Below are 19,688 nucleotides of genomic sequence, written 5' to 3' on the forward strand. Positions count from 1 at the left end.
ATGACTTAAGTATAGAGTCATTCATCATAATTGCGCATAAAAAAACCGATACATTAAAGTATCGGTTTGGCTTTATTAACTTACAAAAAGCATTTAATTACGCTTTTTTTACACCTTCGACAGAGATAATTAACTCTGCTTCTTGTGATTTTGGTCCTAAGTCCGATTTAAAATTAAACTCTTTCAGATTCACTTTACCTGTTGCTTCAAAACCAGCACGGTAACCTTTCCAAGGATCAGTACCTTCACCAATTAATTTTGCATTTAATGAAACAGGTTTAGTCACACCATTTAATGTTAAATCACCTGTCACTACATAATTTTCGCCATCACGAGTAACTTGAGTTGAGACGAATCGAGCTTCAGGATATTTGCTTGCATTAAAGAAATCAGCGCTACGTAAGTGCTTATCACGTTCTGCGTGGTTAGTGTCTAAGCTTCCTGTTTTAATCACGACATCAACTTTGTCTTTTGATGGATCTTCTTTATCGTAACTAAATGTACCATCGAAATCTTTAAAAGTACCGTATAACCAACTATAACCTAAATGTTGAATACGAAACTGTATAAATGCGTGTTGGCCTTGTTTATCAATGGCATAATCTGCTGCTAAAGCAGTGCTTGCATTAAATAATAACGCACCTGCTGTTAAACCTAATAAAGCTTTCTTAAACATTGTTATCTCCATAATTTCGTTTAATAAGTTTAATTATTTAGTCCGCATTCCTAGCATGCGTTTTAACGTAACATCTTTATCAATAAAATGATGTTTTAAACCACCAGCAGCATGTAATAGCGATAAAAGAACTACTGCCCAAGCTAAATAAAGATGAATATCACCCGCTAAATCCGCTTGTTTGGCTTCCCCTGTAAAAATCGCGGGCACTGAAAACCAATCAAATACAGATATAGCTTGCCCATCAGCGGTCGAAATTAAATAACCACTAATCAGAATTGAAAATAAGATTAAATATAAAAGCATATGTGCAATATGAGCACTAATACGTGTCAATTTACTGTAACTTGATAACGCTTTAGGTGGTGGAGAAATCCAACGCCATATCACACGTACTATCAAAACAATAAATAACAGAATACCAATACTCTTATGTATTTCAGGTGCAGAATGATACCAACTATCATAGTACCCTAGCGTCACCATCCAGAGCCCTAAAGCAAACATACCATAGACAGTAAGCGCCGTCCCCCAGTGTAAAAGGAGTGACAAGTGCCCATAGCGAGACGTATTATTTCGCCATTGCATAATAAAAACCCAATAGTTTCTAATTCATTAAAATAATGTTACTTATTTTAGTGTATTGGAAATAAATTGTTAGCCCATAATTCAACAAATAATTTGTTTATCATTATCAATAATAATCAATAAGTAATAAGCTCTTATTAGTCACTTTGTTGATTATCTAATCAATGACATAGTGAGATCAGTTTTTTCAAAATTAAGATAGGTGTATTGGCAGGTATTTAAAGACATAATAAAACATAAATATAGAGGCAAAAATAATCAACGAAATAAGATCAACACAACAATTGTCTAGCTATAAATACAATTGTATTGTTAATTTATCCTAGATTCGAACTTATTAAGCAAAATACAATAATAATTAAAGGAACCGTAAAAAAAACGGATAACCAGCGCATATCTCGTACAACACCAAAAATAATACCTACAATACAGATAAAAAATATAACAGGCATCATTTCTGAGTAATGTTCATGACAATAGTGCATTAATAAACTAATCCATGGGTGATCGTTTTGCATATAAAAATCTCAACGAGTAAGAGTAAATTTAAATTAAGATAGTGATAAATTACTATCATTAACAAATAAAACAAGCGTCGTATTATAAATATCGATCATTGCGCACAAAGATATTAAAAAACTTCACATTTAAAATAGAGACAACATTAGCAAATAAAAATAACAATCTAAGCTAAATTTACAATAACATAAAACAAACAAGGTCAAATAAAAATAAAATCATTAAAATAAAACCAACATCAATATTAATATAACTTTAGTTAAATGAAATAATCATTTCATTTAATCTCAAATAAAGAAAATTAATTTCATAAGGTTATAATAAAATTAACAAAGAATAAATAAAATAGAGTTTTAAACATCAAATAATTACCTTTAGGTCATTAATTTATTTGGAATTAACTCTATATTTCATTTTAATTACTATTAGCTAAAAACATTCAAATGCCACGCAAAAAATACTACAATTATACTAGTATTTTTATTGAGGGTACTATGTCTACTGCAACAAATCTGAATGAACTACAGGAACAAGTTCGCTCCCGCTATAATGGATTAAGTAAAAGGCTACAGCAGGTTGCACATTATCTACTTGATAATAAAAACAGTGTGGCATTTGATACAATTGCGATCCTTGCAGATAAAGCAAATGTTCCTCCATCAACATTAATTCGTTTTGCCAATGCATTTCATTTCAATGGCTTTAATGAAATGAAACAATTATTTCAAAACCACTTGATGAATGAAATGGTAAATGAAAATGAAAATTTAACTTATAAACAAAAATATAAAGAGGAGCCTCCTAATCTGAATGAGCCTGCCTATATCTTGCAAGAATTTGCACAAGCAAATAGCCATTCATTGCAACAATTGGCAAATCAAACTCACAGAGAAATGTTAAATAAAACATTACAATTGCTTGAACATGCTGACACAATTTATATTTGTGGTTTTCATCACTCATTCAGTGCTGCAAGCTATTTTTTTCATGCTCTCTCGCATATTCCTTGTGAGACTGTTTTTGTTAACAGCCTAGGAGGGATGTACAAAGAGCAATTAAGAAATATTACACATCGTGATGTGCTCTTTGGCATTCACTTCCATCCGTATTCAGATGAAATGCAAAAAATGTGTGAAATGGCGACTTACAAAGAAGCAAAACAGATTATTGTTACTGATAGCCCAATTAGTCCATTAGCGAGTTTAAGTGATGTTTGTTTAACGGTTAAAGAAGCTCAAATAAAAACCTTTCGTTCCCAAACGTCAACAATGTGCTTGCTACAAGCAATCTCTGTTGCTTTTGCTTTTAGAAAAAAACATTAATAACTTTTTTATCTTAAGCTGCATCTTAATTAAGATGCAGCTTTTTATAAAATAAATATATTTTTAAATATTATCTAATGAAATATAACCATTAACCACATATTAAATAGCTTAGCATTTTATTTAAAACTATTTTTGAGAGTAAATACAGAATGTTTTGTTTGTGATGAGAAAAATAATCATTTAGCATTAATTTATACCACCAAAGATTATTAAAGGATTAGATTAAATGTTATTTAAAAAATTATTTTTAATTGTTTTCTTATTTCCAAATTTCTCCTACTCGAATACACATTCAATAAAGAAAAATAGAGAAGAACCCGTCATTGTTAATATTCCCAGTATTTCACTAGGTGACCAAAGTAATGCATCTGGTAACGGTTCAATTGCAATAGGAACCAATAGCCAAGCTACAAATACATACTCAGTTGCTATTGGTCCTAACTCATTAGCAACAGAAGAAAATACAGTATCGTTTGGTAATATTGAAAATAAATACACTTCTCGACTAGTTAATATTAGTGATGGAAAAAACAATACAGATGCCGTTAATCTTATTCAAACTAAAAAAATGGTAGATAAAAATAGAATAGCAACAAATAATACCATCAATCAGCTAAAGAGAACGGTCAGTGCAGATATCAGTAATCTCAAAACTCATGTTAATGATTTTGACAGTTATTACAGAAAAAGATCAGCTGAAATAACAGACTCAATAGCAACGTTAGACAAAGAAATTATCGCGTTAGAAAAAAAAGTATTTGCCGGTATTGCCTCATCAGTTGCAATGACGAGCATTCCTTATCTCGCTCATCACACATTAAGTGGTGGAATTGGTATTAGTAATTATCGAACCGGCACCGCATTTGCCGGAGGTGTGCAATATAAGCCCAATAACGATATTGCATTTAGACTAAACTCATCCATTAATAGCGAAAAAGAAATTATTATTGGTGGTGGACTAGCTTATGGTTGGTAAACAATTTTCTTTACTATAATCAGATTATAAAAAAATAACTTTATAATTAAAGCAGTAATAATTTAAATAAAATTACTGCTTATTTATAATAAAAATATTTTAATTGATAATAAATAAATCATTCTAATAATTGATAAGTATAACTTTAGTGTTTCTGATATATTTTTTGTAATGTACATTATTTTTTATATACTAGGATTATAAAATAGAGTAAAAAGGAATAAAAAATGAATTATATATTTCAAAAAATGACGGCTAAAGATATTAGTGCAGTAGCACTATTATTACAAAAAAATTCTGAATCTCAGCAAGGTGGATTATATGGTGAATACCCTTTAAATAAAGTTGAGGCGATGTATCAGAGTAGTACTAGCGCTGTTGTTGCATTTTATCAAGAAAAGATTGTTGCTGTTGTTTTTAGCTTTCCTGTTACCTCTTTTTCGATCCCTCCAGTTGCTCAAGCTATTAATCAACGCTTTCCTGAAATAACGCAAAACAATTGGTTTTATGGCCCTGTTTGTATTGATGAATTACATCGAGGAAAATCACTATTAAAAGATCTCTACCAACAGATCTGTTCTTTACATGGCGGAAACCCTATTGCATTCATTAATAGCGAAAATATTCGGTCACTAAAAGCACATCAAAAATTAGGCATGAAGCTTGTTAAAAGCTTTGAGTTTAAAGATACGTCCTGGTGGATAATAAAAGGACAATGAAAACAAACGAAAGAAAAATACTTACACAATCTGTGATCCTATTTTCTGGCTGAAAATGGAAGCTATTCGGTATTTTTGCAACCGACATCACAAAACAAAAAATAACAATAAAAATCAATGAGATATAAAAACCAATAAAAAGTTAATCTATTCTTAACAATATTCCAACTCTTATTTTAGCTGTCAAATTGCTTACAATTTGACATCATTCTGTGATCTCCCTTTCAATTCTAGATCTTTCGTTAACTTACTTTTTGATCTTATACAAAAGTATAAATAAGATAAAAGACACCAAATCGAAAGTAAACGTAAAATAGGAGGAAGCAATGACTGTTTCCCGCAGAACTTTTATCAAAGGACTCGCAGCCAGCGGTGCAGCAATGACTGTCTCTACCCCTGTTATTGCTAATTCAGGGAGTTCGACTTCTAACACGCGATCGCGTCCAGAAAATGCCCCTAACCTATTAATTGTTTTCCCAGATGAAATGCGTGCTCATGCATTACAGTTTATGGGGGAAGATCCTTCAATTACACCTAATTTGAACAAATTTGCGAAGCAAGCCAAAGTAATGACGCAGATGGCTTCAAACTACCCTCTTTGTTCCCCATTTCGTGGCATGTTTATGACTGGCCAATACCCTGTTCGCAATGGCATTACAGGAAATGCACATGATTATGGTGGCAAAGTAGGTATTGATTTATCACCTTATGCAAAATGTTGGTCTGATGTTTTAAAATCTCTCGATTACAGCACTGGCTATATTGGTAAGTGGCACCTTGACGCACCTTACGAACCATTTATTGAAAGTTATAATAACCCAATGGAAGGTCGTTATTGGAACGAATGGGCAGCACCAGATAGACGCCATGGTTTTGATTTTTGGTATTCTTATGGCACTTATGATTTACATTTAAAACCAATGTATTGGGCAAACGATACCCCTCGTGATAAACCAATTTACATTGATCAATGGGGACCTGAACATGAAGCTGATATGGCAATTAAGTTCCTCAAAAATGAAAACAATCAATTTAGAGATAATTCAAAACCTTTTGCATTAGTGGTTTCAATGAATCCACCGCATTCACCTTATGATCAAGTACCGAAAAAATACCTCGATGCTTATCAAGGTAAAACATCAAAAGAGCTAAATACACGCCCTAATGTGCAGTGGGATTCTGAATATCAAGAAGGCTATGGTCCTCAATATTTCAAAGAATATATGGCAATGGTCAACGGTGTTGATGAGCAATTTGGTCGCATCGTAGATGAATTAGAAAAACAAGGTCTTGCTGATAATACTCTCGTCGTTTTCTTCTCTGATCATGGCAGTTGCTTGGGCGCAAATGGACAAGCAACAAAAAATAATCCTTATGAAGAATCCATGCGTGTTCCTATGATGTTTCGTTTACCGGGTAAAATTAAACCAGGCTCTGACGATGCATTAATGTCAGCACCTGATATTTACCCAACTATCTTAGGACTACTTGGGTTATCAGAATGGATCCCTGATTCAGTAGAAGGTACTGATCTTGCGGATAGAGTAATCACAGGCAAAGGTGACACAGCAAATTCTCAGCTTTATCTTTTTATTCCTTATGGTGAGCCTTCATTCGGTAAACGAGGTGTAAGAACAAAAACTCATACTTTGGTTATAGATAGACAAGATGGGCAACCATTAAAATATACTTTATATGACAATGTGAACGATCCATATCAAATGAAAAATATAGCCAAAGATAATATGCCTTTAATTGAGAAATTAATTAAAGAAGAATTAACCCCTTGGTTGGAAAAAACAGGAGATTCTTGGCGCGCCACTGAATTCATTACGGCAACAACCAACAAATTAAATAAAACAATATCAACATGTAAAGAAAAATAATAAAAATATCTGCGCCATAATTTTATGGCGCTATATATAAACCCAATTCGCTGATATAAAAAATCCTTTTAATAAAATAAAGGGAAAGATGTCCTACACCTAAAAATTGACACAAATAAAAGCGAATAAAGAATTGGATATACACCATGAACAAACTTCGTATTGCTCTTTTTTTACCTTTTCTTGGCTTAGGTTTAACTTCTTTTCATTCTCAGGCAGCTAATGTCAACGCCATGTTTTCTTGGGAAACAGCAGATTACGATACTCCCAATAACTATTCTGGTTATCGTGTAGATTTTAATATTAATCCCGATAAGTCTAACTGGTATTTCGATGTAGGTTTTCGTCAACGTGAACATGACAATAAGAACCGTTATCAGCGTTATGATTTACAGGGTAGTTATCGTTTTAAATTAAATAACGGTTGGATCCAACCCGGTTTAAAAGTACGTCAAGACCTCACTAATTATGATAATGGTAGCCGATTAACAATTGATTTTTATGAGTCAAAAACCAATTACCAATTTCCAATTAATAAAGATTGGGTTTTAACTGGTAGTGTTTTATTTGGTTTACAAAAGAAAGAAGACAAACGTAGTAATGGCGTCACAAACACGGATTACTTAGGTTGGGAAATTGAACCTGGTCTACGTTATTTTGTCACGCCTAATATTAATACAACCGTTGCTTATTTTGATGGTGGTAAGCAAGCAATACGACATCAAGAATATGACACAAAAGAAACAAACCATAATCAACAATTACGTATGTATGTAAACTGGACAACACCAATCGGATTAATTGTTTCTCCATCAATGCGTAAATCTATTTTTGGAAAAATAGAAGATAGAACAAATAAAGGCGTTTATATCGAAAAAGATATGACACGTTATACCTTACAAATGGCTTATCAAATATCACCACAATGGCGAGTCATGACGGAATATTATAATGAACGAGTTGAAAATAAAAATGATGGTAGTAAATCAACTCAGGATTATTTCAAAGTTTCATTCCGAGCAACATTCTAATAATTAAAACTATACAATTGTTCATGGAGTTATATTGTGAAAAATAAAAAATTATTATTTTTGAGCGCTGCGATTTTATCAGCTATTTATGGTTCAGCGTGGGCAACAGAATGTGATCCCACTTTAAATATTTGTGAAACCGTGAATGTTAAAGACGGTAATACCGCGCAAATAAATAAAGATATTACAGTTTCCCAAGGTGATGGCGTTGTATTTAATGGCTCGTCAACAGAATATAAAGCTCAAGCCATTACAAAAAATATTACGGTTACAGGGGATGGTGCAAGTGCCATCAAGATAAATCAAGGGGCTTCTTTTAGCAGTAATATCAACTTAAATGGTGCTAACGTGACCAGTGAGAATGGCGCAGCCATATTGGTTGAAGGTGAATTTCCTAAACGCGGTACCGGTGTTTATGTCAGAGACGGAGCCATTATTCGTGGAAAAACGGCGGCTATTGATTTTAGAACATTGAAAACAGGTTTTAGAAGTGATGTCAATGGTGAGATCCATGGTGATATTCTAGGAAATGGTCATGCGGATACTAAAATAAATTTTGCTTATCAAGGTGGTGCTCAAAATGCCCTATTTGATGGGTATAAAATTACAGGAGTTCCGTTAATTGAAAACCATGGCAATTTAACTATCCAAGGAAAAGACAGAACAATTCACTGGGAAGGGAATTTCATGAATAAGGAAAATAGCCAGCTAATTTTCCGCCTTGATGATAATACCAATACTGATGAAACTATTCTTCATGTTGACGGGGATGTTACCTTTAAAAAAGGCAGTCAAGCCAAATTAGATTTTAAAGGCACTAGTGTCGATAACATCATAAATAAAGATATTATTTTAATTTCTTCCAATTCAGCGATTAAAGATGAAGCGGGAATTACAGTTACGGACGCTAATGCTATTGCCCCCGATGTTTCACCTTTATTAGAAAAAACAGATTCATGGTTAGAAACCACACCACCTAATATTAGCGGTGGTGTTAGTGGCAATCAACTAGTTGCACGTTATGGTATTAGCTATGAAGGTGGCAATAATTTTATTAGTGCAGCTGAACGTGGTGGGGTCAATGAAAACGGATTAGCGGCAGCTAATTTTGTTATTCCAACTGTTTTAAATGAATTTAATAATACGCGTAGCCAAGTTTCAGACGAAGCACTGAGTCTATTAGTCGCAGCTGGAAATGACGATAATAATATTGCTGAATTATCAAACGATTTAGCCCCTATCGCTGATGGTAGTGATATTCAAGCAGGCTTAATTATGGTTGAAGATATGCGCAATAATATCGCTCATCGCTATTTACGTTATGACAACCAATTACCGATTGAAGAAAGAGAAGCTGGCTGGAATAGTTGGGCAAACATGCTATACGGTTATGGCACACAAAGTCATCAAGATGGCATTAACGGTTACAACACCTACCGCACAGGTATTCAAATCGGTACTGATTACGAAATTAACCAAGATGCGCTTATTGGTGTTTCTTTTGCTTATAACTACGCCAAAGCTGACGCGAAACAACGTAATGCAAGTAAAGAAATTAACCATTTTGAATTTATGCCTTATACCGGTTGGTATAGTGACACATTATTCTTAAACGGTAATTTAAATATTGGTTATTACACAGTTGATAGTGAGCGAGATATCGGTGGCAATACCGGATGGCAAGGAAATACCAAAGCAAAAGGTGATTATTCTGGTGTGCAATTAGGTTATCAAATTAATGCTGGAACCTATTTTGATTTTGATTTCATCCATATAAAACCGATGCTGACTTACCAGTATCAATGGCTCAATATTGATTCATGGGAAGAAACAGGCGCTGCATTATCTATGCGAACTAATGGCCAACGCTACGCTGTTAATCAATTAGGTGGTTCAGTTGCTTTATGGAATAGCTATCAAACCGCTTATGGCAAATTAACACCATCCCTTAATCTGCGTTACATCAAAGATATTGCAGGTAACAATAATATTAATCAACGTCATAGCCTCACCTATTTTAATACAGGGGGAAGTACCTTTGATGTTAAAGGAAATCGTGTTGGTGGTGACATTATTAGTGCTGAATTAGGGACAAATCTCGATATTACCCAGTCGTTGAATTTAGGTACAACAATGGGATATCAGCGTTATGACAAGTTCAATGAAGGACGCATTGGTTTCACTGTTAGCCAGCGTTTCTAAGGAGAAAAATAATGCCGATATTTCGCTTTACTGCACTTGCTATCACATTGGGGCTACTATCCGCCCCTTATAATGCGATTGCAGCCACCAACAATCCTGCATTTGATCCTAAAAATCTGATGCAGTCAGAAATCTACCATTTTGCGCAAAGTAACCCATTAGCAGACTTTTCATCAGATAAAGACTCCACACTGACGTTATCTGATAAACGTAGCATTATGGGAAGCCAATCCTTGTTATGGAAATGGAAAGGTGGAAGTCACTTTACGTTACATAAAAAGCTTATTGTACCGACAGATAAAGAAGCCTCTAAAGCATGGGGACGTGCATCTACCCCCGTTTTATCATTTTGGCTTTATAACGAAAAACCCATTGATGGTTATCTCACTATCGACTTTGGGGAGAGGCTCAATTCAACCAGTGAAGCGCAAGCAGGTTTTAAAGTAAAATTGAATTTTACTGGCTGGCGTGCTGTTGGGATCTCTTTAAATAACGATCTTGAAAATAGAGAAATGACCTTAAATGCAATGAATACCTCTTCCGATGGTACTCAAGACAGTATTGGTCGATCTTTAGGCGCTAATGTTGACAGTATTCGATTTCAAGCCCCATCTAATGTGAGCAAAGGTGAAATCTATATCGATCGTATTATGTTTTCTATCGATGATGCTCGCTATCAATGGTCTGATTATCAAGTGAAAACACGTTTATCAGAGCCTGAAATCCAATTTCATAACGTGCAACCTCCGTTGCCAGTGACGCCCGAAAATTTAGCAGCGGTTGATCTTATTCGCCAGCGCCTAATTAATGAATTTGTAGGTGGTGAAAAAGAGACAAATCTCGCACTAGAAGAAAATATTAATAAATTAAAAAGTGATTTTGAAGCACTCAATATTCGTGTTTTAGCGGATGGCGGAATACAAGGGCGACATCTGATCACAGATAAACAAACTATTATTTATCAACCAGAAAACCTTAATTCTCAAGATAAACCACTTTTTGAAAATTATGTCATTCTTGGTAACTACACAACATTAATGTTTAATATCAGCCGTGCTTATGTTCTTGAAAAAGATCCGACACAAAAAGCCCAGTTAAAACAGATGTACTTATTAATGACAAAGCATTTATTAGATCAAGGCTTTGTTAAAGGGAGTGCATTAGTCACAACCCATCACTGGGGATACAGTTCTCGTTGGTGGTATATTTCCACACTATTAATGTCTGATGCTTTAAAAGAAGCAAACCTACAAACTCAAGTTTATGATTCATTATTATGGTATTCACGAGAGTTTAAAAGTAGTTTTGATATGAAGGTAGGCGCAAACAGCTCGGATTTAGACTATTTCAACACCTTATCTCGTCAACACTTGGCTTTATTACTACTAGAACCTGATGATCAAAAGCGCATCAACTTAGTTAATACTTTCAGTCATTACATTACTGGTGCATTAACTCAAGTTCCTCCAGGCGGTAAAGATGGTTTACGTCCTGATGGTACAGCGTGGCGACATGAAGGTAACTACCCAGGTTACTCTTTCCCTGCCTTTAAAAATGCCTCTCAGCTTATTTATTTACTGCGTGACACTCCCTTTGCTGTGGGTGAAAGCGGTTGGAATAACTTGAAAAAAGCGATGGTATCGGCGTGGATTTACAGTAATCCAGAAGTCGGATTACCGCTTGCGGGGCGACATCCTTTTAACTCACCATCGTTAAAATCCGTCGCTCAAGGCTACTACTGGCTTGCAATGTCTGCAAAACCATCTCCAGATAAAAAGCTCGCGTCTATTTATCTTGCGATTAGTGATAAAACGCAAAATGAATCGACTACTATTTTTGGCGAAACTATTGCGCCAGCGGCTTTACCTCAAGGCTTCTATGCTTTTAATGGCGGTGCTTTTGGTATTCATCGCTGGCAAGATAAAATGGTGACATTGAAAGCTTATAACACCAATGTTTGGTCATCTGAAATTTATAACAAAGATAATCGCTATGGCCGTTATCAAAGTCATGGTGTAGTCCAGATAGTCAGTAATGGTTCGCAACTTTCACAAGGCTATCAACAAGAAGGCTGGGATTGGAATAGAATGCCAGGAGCAACGACTATTCATCTTCCTCTTAAAGAGTTAGATAGCCCTAAACCTCATACGTTAATGCAACGTGGAGAGCGAGGGTTTAGTGGGACATCTGCCCTTGATGGTAAATATGGCATGATGGCATTTGATCTTATTTATCCGACCAATCTTGAACGTTTTGATCCTAATTTCACCGCGAAAAAGACCGTATTAGCGGCGGATAATCATTTAATTTTTGTCGGTAGCAATATTAATAGTAGTGATAAAAATAAAAATGTTGAAACTACCCTATTCCAATATGCTATTACACCTGAATTAAACGCCATTTGGATTAATGGGCAAAAAGTTGAAACCTTTCCTTATCAAGCAACACTGACACAAGGTGATTGGTTAATTGATAGCAATGGTAATGGTTACCTCATTACTCAAGCTGAAAAAGTGAATGTCAGTCGTCAACACCAGACTTCAGCTGAAAATAAAAATCGCCAACCAACAGAAGGAAACTTCAGTTCGGCGTGGATTGATCACAGCGTTCAACCTAAAGACTCCAGTTATGAGTATATGGTCTTTTTAGATGCAACGCCTGAAAAAATGGGGGAAATAGCGCAGAAGTTTCAAGAAAACAATGGGTTATATCAGGTTCTTCGTAAAGATAAAGATGTGCATATTATTTACGATAAACTCAGCAATATAACGGGATATGCCTTTTATCAATCCGCTTCAATTGAAGATAAATGGATCAAAAAGGTCGATAAGCCCGCGATTGTGATGGCTCATCATCAAGGAAATTCGCTGACTATTAGTGCCGTGACACCTGATTTAAATATGACACGACAAAAAGCAGCAACTGCCGTGACTATCAATGTTATCGTCAATGGGAAATGGCAACCAACTGAACCTACTGATAAAAATAACAAAGTAAAATATCACGTTTCAGGTGATAACACTGAACTCACTTTCACCAGTTACTTTGGTATTCCACAAGAAATCAAACTTTCGCCTCTCTCTTGATATCACTAAAAGGAACGCATTTGTGTTCCTTTTTTATTTGCAGGAAATCTGATTATGCTAATTAAAAAACCTTTAGCACATGTAATGGCATTAAGCTTATGTTTATCATTACCCGCACAGGCATCTCCCTCTCTTTCTCATGAAACTTTCGGTGATATTTATCTCTTTGAAAGTGAAATACCCAATACCCTCACCGCCTCAGAGAAGGATCAATTATCACTAAGTAAACAGCACGCTAAAGATGGTGAACAATCGCTTAAGTGGCAATATCAACCACAATCAACATTGACGTTGAATAATATAGTGAATTACCAAGACGATAAAAATACAGCTACACCACTCACTTTTATGATGTGGATTTATAATGAAAAACCTCAAGCTTTCCCATTAACATTGCAATTTAAGCAAAATAATACCGTTGCATTAAGTTTTGATACTCAGCTTAATTTTACGGGATGGCGAGGTATTGCAGTTCCCTTTCGTGATATGCAAGGTGCTGCAAAAGGTTCGTTTGATCAATTAGTAATAACAGCCCCAGATCAGGCTGGAACTCTCTTTTTTGATCAAATTATTATGAGCGTACCGTTAGACAATCGTTGGGCTGTTCCTGACTATCAAGCACCATACGTAAATAATGCAGTAAACACGATGGTCAGTAAAAACTGGAGTGCTTTATTGATGTACGATCAGATGTTTAAAGATCATTATCCTACTCTAAATTTCGATACTGAGTTTCGCGATGATCAAGCTGAAATGGCATCAATTTATCAGCGTTTTGAATATTATCAGGGAATTAACAGCGATAAAAAAATTACATCAGACATGCTAGATAAAAATTTAGCCCTTTGGGCAAAACTAGCATTAACACAACACGCTGATGGCTCAATAACAGGAAAAGCACTCGATCACCCTAACCGACAAAACTTTATGAAAGTTGAAGGTGTATTTAGTGAAGAGACGAAAGAAACATTGCTTGATACCAATATGCTAAGAGATGTTGGTAAAACGCTTCTCCAAACGGCTATTTATTTGCGTAGTAATTCCTTGTCGGTAGCCGATAGAAAAAGATTAGAAGATCTTTATTTATTAGGGACTCGTTACGTTCTTGAACAAGGTTTTACACGAGGTAGTGGTTATCAAATTATTACTCATGTTGGATATCAAACCAGAGAACTTTTTGATGCATGGTTTATTGGTCGTCATATTCTGGCAAAAAATAACCTTTTAGCTCCCACTCAACAGGCAATGATGTGGTACAACGCCACAGGGCGAATTTTTGAAAAAGATAATGAAATCGTTGATGCAAATGTCGATATTCTCAATACTCAATTGCAATGGATGATAAAAAGCTTACTGATGTTACCAGATTATCAACAGCGCCAACTCGCCTTAGCACAACTGCAAAACTGGTTAAATAAAACCATACTAAGTTCAAAAGGAGTTGCTGGTGGCTTCAAACCTGATGGTTCTATTTTTCATCATTCACAACATTACCCAGCTTACGCTAAAGACGCATTTGGTGGTTTAGCGCCGAGTGTTTATGCATTGAGCGATTCACCTTTTCGCTTATCAACTTCAGCACATGAGCGTTTAAAAGATGTTTTATTAAAAATGCGTATCTACACTAAAGAGACGCAAATTCCGGTGGTATTAAGTGGTCGTCATCCCACTGGATTACATAAAATAGGTATTGCTCCATTTAAATGGATGGCATTAGCAGGAACCCCTGATGGTAAACAGAAATTAGATCCCACATTATCCGCCGCTTATGCAAAATTAGACAACAAAGCATATTTTGAAGGTATTAAAGCTGAAAGTGAACCTGTTGGTGCATGGTCCATGAATTATGCATCAATGGCAATGCAACGCAGGGCATCAACTCAATCACCGCAGCAAAGCTGGCTTGCGATTGCTCGTGGTTTTAGTCGTTATCTGGTTGGTAATGAAAGTTATGAAAATAACAATCGCTATGGGCGCTATTTACAGTATGGTCAATTGGAAATTATTCCTACTGATTTAGCCCAATCAGGATTTAGTCATGCTGGATGGGATTGGAATCGATACCCAGGAACAACCACAATTCATCTTCCCTATAACGAACTTGAGGCAAAACTTAATCAATTACCCGCTGCGGGTATTGAAGAAATGTTACTTTCAACAGAAAGCTATTCTGGTGCTAATACACTTAATAATAACAGTATGTTTGCCATGAAATTACATGGTCACAGTAAATATCAACAGCAAAGCTTAAGGGCTAATAAATCCTATTTCTTATTTGATAATAGAGTCATTGCGTTAGGATCGGGTATTGAAAATAATGATAAACAACATACAACAGAAACAACACTATTCCAGTTTGCCGTTCCTAAATTACAATCGGTGATCATTAATGATAAAAAGGTAAACCAATTAGGTACTCAATTAACTTTAAATAATGCAGATACCTTAATTGATCCTGCGGGCAATTTATATAAGTTGAGTAAAGGGCAAACGGTAGAATTTAGTTATCAAAAACAGCATTCTCTTGATGATAGAAATTCAAAACCAACAGAACAACTATTTGCAACAGCCGTGATCTCTCATGGCAATGCGCCGAGTAATGCAACTTATGAGTATGCGATAGCGATTGAATCACAAGATAATAAAGTACCTGAATACACTGTATTACAACATAATAAGCAGCTTCATGCTGTAAAAGATAAAATAACCCAAGAAGAGGGATACGCATTCTTTGAAGCAACCGAAATTAATTCCCCTCAAGCTTTATTATTATCGAGCAACTCACCAACGATGGTAATGGCTAAAATACAAAAACAACAATTAACGCTGAGTATTGTTAATCCTGATTTAAATTTATATCAAGGTATTGAAGCGGATCAAGTTGATAATAAGGGGAATCAGGTTGAGGTAAGTATTTATTCTCGCCAATGGCTGACAGCCGATCCTAAACCAACAAGTAGTACAATTACCATAAAAGGAATGTGGAAATTAGCAACACCTCAATCCGGTATTAATATTCAACATCAAAATAATAATACGCTAATTACGACAACAACCACACAAGCAAAACCAATAGTTATTGATTTGGTTAAGTAGAGTTTCTAACATTTAAATCATAATATCCCTCATAGAACGGGAGATTATGATTTATAACTCAGCTTAACGAATCAATTATTTACTTTAAATAATAAAGAGTCATACCTTTATTATTATTGCTAATAAATGTATTGTCTCATTTAAATAGTTTGCTATGCTCTACGCGGGTGCTTGGATCAATCTGGTTCAAGCATTTTGCAAGTACCAGAAAGAGAAAAGCCCCGGAAAATATATTGTATATTCACCGAGGCGGACTCAAACCCAACAACTTGATTCTGCCTCCTTATAAAGGAGCTGTCAAGAAGATGAACAAATATTCTCTGATTAGAGTGATTGTTATAAGTGTAAATATCACGCTATTACTGATAACTTTATTCTATAATAATCCAATCGAGAATTTCACTATTCAGAGTGAATATATAAATGTTCAGGTTAAGTTTATCAACAATAAACACTAACCTTGTGGGGGAGCAATCCCCCGCAGTTTTCTAATTAAGTGATTGCGGTTTAATCTAAGCGCCCTAATTTACAAGAAGAGGTAACCATTATCTGTTACCTCTTCTTTTATTTATAACTTAACGAATCAATTATTTACTTTAAATAATAAAGAGTCATATCTTTATTTATTATTGCTAATAAATGTATTGTCTCATTTAAATAGTTTGCTATGCTCTGCGCGGGTGCTTGGATCAATCTGGTTCAAGCATTTTGCAAGTACCAGAAAGAGAAAAGCCCCGGAAAATATATTGTGTATATTCACCGAGGCGGACTCAAACACGAGAACTTGATTCTGCCTCCTTATAAAGGAGCTGTCAAGAAGATGAACAAATATTCTCTGATTAGAGTGATTGTTATAAGTATAAATATCACGCTATTACTGATAACTTTATTCTATAATAATCCAATCGAGAATTTCACTATTCAGAGTGAATATATAAATGTTCAGGTTAAGTTTATTAATAATAAACACTAACCTTGTGGGGGAGCAATCCCCCGCAGTTTTCTAATTAAGTGATTACGGTTTAATCTAAGCGCCCTAATTTACAAGAAGAGGTAACCATTATCTGTTACCTCTTCTTTTATTTATAACTTAACGAATCAATTATTTACTCTAAATAATAAAGAGTCATACCTTTATTTATTATTGCTAATAAATGTGTTGTCTCATTTAAATAGTTTGCTATGCTCTGCGCGGGTGCTTGGATCAATCTGGTTCAAGCATTTCGCAAGTACCAGAAAGAGAAAAGCCCCGGAAAATATATTGTATATTCACCGAGGCGGACTCAAACATAGACAATTTGATTCTGCCTCCATTTTTATCGGAGTGCAAGAGGAAATGAAAAAATATTCTTTAATCGGACTCATGATCGTGACGATGATAATATCGAATAACGCATTATTACAGAATAAACCTTTCGTTTATTCACACCAACTAATGGATATTTAATAATTCAGATTAATATATTTTTACGTTATATTAATCTTGTGGGGGATTACTCCCCCACAATTTCCCAATCCTATTGTTGTGTTTTATCTAAGCACCCTAACTTATAATAAGAGGTAACAGATTATTGTTACCTCTTATTATTATATAAAAAACCGTCCCCTATTTTTGGTCGGGAACCTAGATAGGAAAATATTGCGCGGAAGGTATGTAAAGTGCAAGAAAAATAACAAAGTTCAATATCAACGCTCTAGGAATTTTACAAAAGACTTAAAACTTCACTTCCTGCTAATAAATAAGCACCAGCACCATAATCCATATTATGCTCAAACTTGACCTCTCGCGGATTAAATGCCGGAAGTTGTACCCAGCCTATCATGCCATTGTCATGAATACAGGTTTGTAATGCTGACCACGCTCTGTTTAATGCAGGTAAATACACCTCTTTTTCTAGTACTCCCTGATTAATTCCCCATGCGAGTCCATAACAAAATAACGCTGTTGCTGAACTTTCTGGTGCAGGAAAATTATCAGGATCGAGTAAGCTGGTTCGCCAAAAACCATCTTCATGTTGATAATCTAGGATGGATGTCGCTAATTCTTTAAATAATGCAATATAACGTTCACGACCATGATAATCATCAGGCATATATTTTAGGATACGAGGTATCGAAGCAAGAACCCAACCAATACCACGGCTCCAAAATACTTTTTCACCATTAGCCTCGCGTAATTCATTGCCTTCACCATCAGGAATATAGCGATGATCACGGAAGATAAGCCCTGTTTCAGGATCACGTAAATGTTCAATCGCATCCCAATAAGCCGTATGCATGTAATCCAAATAACGTCGTTCGTTGGTAATTTCAGCCAAAGTAGCAAAACCAGGAGGCGCCATAAAGAGAGCGTCACACCACCACCAATCTTCACGACCCGGTTTAGGATCATCAAGCATAATGTCAAATGCTTTAATGGTTGGCTCCAGAATTTCAGTTTGTTCAAAAAGCGGACTTACTGCAAGATAAGCTTGTACACAAACATGATCATCTGCGAAACGAGCATTAGGACCCGTTCTAAATCCTGTATGTAACGTGTAATTCAACACACCATTAAGATACTCTTCGTCTTGCGTTGCCTGCCATGCGGCACTTACGCAACTCCATAAAACACCGCGCTCCCAATCAGTGTCTTTAATAAAACGGGTTTTACCACTACGGCGGCGAACACTACGAACTTGATTAGCCGATTGATAACGATACACTCGCTTCATGTTTTGTAATACAAACTCTCTTTGCAAAGTCTCTGTATTAGCGTGTTCCATCCTACTTCTCCATGAAATTAACGAGCTAACCAACCACCATCAACCGCAATGGTGTATCCATTTACATAATCACTCGCTTTAGACGCTAAGAAAATCGCAGGACCAGCAACATCTTCAGGCGTTCCCCAACGTCCAGCAGGAATTCGCTCTACAATAGCGGCATTACGAACATCATCAGCACGCAGTGCCGCGGTGTTATCTGTTGCCATATAGCCCGGAGCAATAGCATTTACATTGATATTATATTGAGAAAGTTCAGTCGCCAATGCGCGAGTTAATCCCATGACTGCAGATTTACTTGCGGTGTAAGAAGGTACACGAATTCCGCCTTGATAAGAGAGCATAGAAGCAATATTAATTATCTTGCCTCCCTCTCCTTGTTTCACAAATTGACGAGCGACTTTTTGAGATAAAAAAAACAGTGTTTTCTGATTAATATCAATCACATCATCCCAATCTTTTTCACTAAATTCCAAGAGATCTTCGCGGCGAATAATACCTGCATTATTCACTAAAATATCAATGCGCCCCATGACAGAAACGGCTTCATCCACCAGCGCTTGCAATCCATCTTGTTTCATTAAATTTTGCGTAATGTAATGAAAGCGACGCCCCAATGCTTCTACTTGTTGACGAGTTTCAGGTGCATCTTGAATACCCACCCCCACAATATCTGCACCCGCTTTGGCTAAACCGATCGCCATGCCTTGACCTAATCCAGTATTACAACCCGTGACAATAGCAACCTTGCCATTTAAATCGAATAAATTCATAACAATAACCTCTTAGGTGTGGCTATAAAGCCACACCTTTTTATAT

At 35.5% G+C, this 19,688-nt stretch carries 13 protein-coding genes; 8 read left to right on the plus strand and 5 right to left on the minus strand.

Annotation, left to right across the window (positions count from 1 at the left end):
• Window positions 1–97 precede the first annotated feature (97 nt).
• From SB028_RS14650 to SB028_RS14660, 3 genes are all read right to left on the minus strand, one after another.
• Window positions 98–676 carry a YceI family protein gene (locus SB028_RS14650; protein WP_069367655.1) on the minus strand — a complete coding sequence of 193 codons (579 nt, stop codon included), beginning with the start codon at window positions 674–676 and terminating at the stop codon, window positions 98–100.
• Between the two features lie 33 nt (window positions 677–709).
• Window positions 710–1,264, minus strand: a complete 555-nt coding sequence (locus tag SB028_RS14655; protein ID WP_069367654.1) for a cytochrome b — start codon at window positions 1,262–1,264, stop codon at window positions 710–712.
• Window positions 1,265–1,581: 317 nt separating this feature from the next.
• Complete coding sequence (locus SB028_RS14660) at window positions 1,582–1,782, minus strand: hypothetical protein (RefSeq protein ID WP_069367653.1); 201 nt, start codon at window positions 1,780–1,782, stop codon at window positions 1,582–1,584.
• Window positions 1,783–2,277: 495 nt separating this feature from the next.
• Between SB028_RS14660 and SB028_RS14665 the strand changes: the two genes are divergently transcribed.
• The 8 genes from SB028_RS14665 (at window position 2,278) to SB028_RS14700 (ending at window position 16,104) form a co-directional block, all read left to right on the plus strand.
• Entirely contained in the window at window positions 2,278–3,105 is an 828-nt protein-coding gene (locus SB028_RS14665) for a MurR/RpiR family transcriptional regulator (RefSeq protein ID WP_069367652.1), read from the plus strand.
• Window positions 3,106–3,334: 229 nt separating this feature from the next.
• Window positions 3,335–4,084, plus strand: a complete 750-nt coding sequence (locus tag SB028_RS14670) for a YadA-like family protein (RefSeq protein ID WP_069367651.1) — start codon at window positions 3,335–3,337, stop codon at window positions 4,082–4,084.
• Window positions 4,085–4,311: 227 nt separating this feature from the next.
• The gene (locus tag SB028_RS14675; RefSeq protein WP_069367650.1) at window positions 4,312–4,803 is read left to right on the plus strand and encodes an acetyltransferase; all 492 of its coding nucleotides are present in this window, start codon (window positions 4,312–4,314) and stop codon (window positions 4,801–4,803) included.
• A 326-nt stretch (window positions 4,804–5,129) separates the two neighbouring features.
• Window positions 5,130–6,689, plus strand: a complete 1,560-nt coding sequence (locus SB028_RS14680; protein WP_069367649.1) for a sulfatase-like hydrolase/transferase — start codon at window positions 5,130–5,132, stop codon at window positions 6,687–6,689.
• Window positions 6,690–6,835: 146 nt separating this feature from the next.
• Complete coding sequence (locus SB028_RS14685; RefSeq protein ID WP_069367648.1) at window positions 6,836–7,720, plus strand: OmpG porin family protein; 885 nt, start codon at window positions 6,836–6,838, stop codon at window positions 7,718–7,720.
• 36 nt (window positions 7,721–7,756) lie between these two features.
• Window positions 7,757–9,922 carry an autotransporter domain-containing protein gene (locus SB028_RS14690; protein WP_248619909.1) on the plus strand — a complete coding sequence of 722 codons (2,166 nt, stop codon included), beginning with the start codon at window positions 7,757–7,759 and terminating at the stop codon, window positions 9,920–9,922.
• Window positions 9,923–9,933: 11 nt separating this feature from the next.
• The gene (locus SB028_RS14695; RefSeq protein ID WP_069367646.1) at window positions 9,934–13,008 is read left to right on the plus strand and encodes a chondroitinase family polysaccharide lyase; all 3,075 of its coding nucleotides are present in this window, start codon (window positions 9,934–9,936) and stop codon (window positions 13,006–13,008) included.
• Between the two features lie 54 nt (window positions 13,009–13,062).
• Window positions 13,063–16,104, plus strand: a complete 3,042-nt coding sequence (locus SB028_RS14700; protein WP_069367645.1) for a chondroitinase family polysaccharide lyase — start codon at window positions 13,063–13,065, stop codon at window positions 16,102–16,104.
• Window positions 16,105–17,807: 1,703 nt separating this feature from the next.
• Here the strand turns inward: SB028_RS14700 and SB028_RS14705 are convergent.
• Both SB028_RS14705 and kduD read right to left on the minus strand, forming a co-directional pair.
• Window positions 17,808–18,869 carry a glycoside hydrolase family 105 protein gene (locus tag SB028_RS14705; RefSeq protein WP_069367643.1) on the minus strand — a complete coding sequence of 354 codons (1,062 nt, stop codon included), beginning with the start codon at window positions 18,867–18,869 and terminating at the stop codon, window positions 17,808–17,810.
• A gap of 17 nt (window positions 18,870–18,886) precedes the next feature.
• Window positions 18,887–19,642 carry a 2-dehydro-3-deoxy-D-gluconate 5-dehydrogenase KduD gene (kduD, locus tag SB028_RS14710; RefSeq protein ID WP_069367642.1) on the minus strand — a complete coding sequence of 252 codons (756 nt, stop codon included), beginning with the start codon at window positions 19,640–19,642 and terminating at the stop codon, window positions 18,887–18,889.
• Window positions 19,643–19,688 lie beyond the last annotated feature (46 nt).

The organism is Proteus vulgaris, assembly GCF_033708015.1.
Classification (GTDB): Bacteria; Pseudomonadota; Gammaproteobacteria; order Enterobacterales; family Enterobacteriaceae; genus Proteus.

What these genes read in the sequence shown, in the direction of transcription:
- SB028_RS14650 (WP_069367655.1), bottom strand. Translation starts at nt 676, where the DNA reads ATGTTTAAGAAAGCTTTATTAGGTTTAACAGCAGGTGCGTTATTATTT.
- SB028_RS14680 (WP_069367649.1), top strand. Translation starts at nt 5,130, where the DNA reads ATGACTGTTTCCCGCAGAACTTTTATCAAAGGACTCGCAGCCAGCGGT.
- kduD (WP_069367642.1), bottom strand. Translation starts at nt 19,642, where the DNA reads ATGAATTTATTCGATTTAAATGGCAAGGTTGCTATTGTCACGGGTTGT.
- SB028_RS14665 (WP_069367652.1), top strand. Translation starts at nt 2,278, where the DNA reads ATGTCTACTGCAACAAATCTGAATGAACTACAGGAACAAGTTCGCTCC.
- SB028_RS14660 (WP_069367653.1), bottom strand. Translation starts at nt 1,782, where the DNA reads ATGCAAAACGATCACCCATGGATTAGTTTATTAATGCACTATTGTCAT.
- SB028_RS14670 (WP_069367651.1), top strand. Translation starts at nt 3,335, where the DNA reads ATGTTATTTAAAAAATTATTTTTAATTGTTTTCTTATTTCCAAATTTC.
- SB028_RS14700 (WP_069367645.1), top strand. Translation starts at nt 13,063, where the DNA reads ATGCTAATTAAAAAACCTTTAGCACATGTAATGGCATTAAGCTTATGT.
- SB028_RS14695 (WP_069367646.1), top strand. Translation starts at nt 9,934, where the DNA reads ATGCCGATATTTCGCTTTACTGCACTTGCTATCACATTGGGGCTACTA.
- SB028_RS14685 (WP_069367648.1), top strand. Translation starts at nt 6,836, where the DNA reads ATGAACAAACTTCGTATTGCTCTTTTTTTACCTTTTCTTGGCTTAGGT.
- SB028_RS14705 (WP_069367643.1), bottom strand. Translation starts at nt 18,869, where the DNA reads ATGGAACACGCTAATACAGAGACTTTGCAAAGAGAGTTTGTATTACAA.
- SB028_RS14655 (WP_069367654.1), bottom strand. Translation starts at nt 1,264, where the DNA reads ATGCAATGGCGAAATAATACGTCTCGCTATGGGCACTTGTCACTCCTT.
- SB028_RS14675 (WP_069367650.1), top strand. Translation starts at nt 4,312, where the DNA reads ATGAATTATATATTTCAAAAAATGACGGCTAAAGATATTAGTGCAGTA.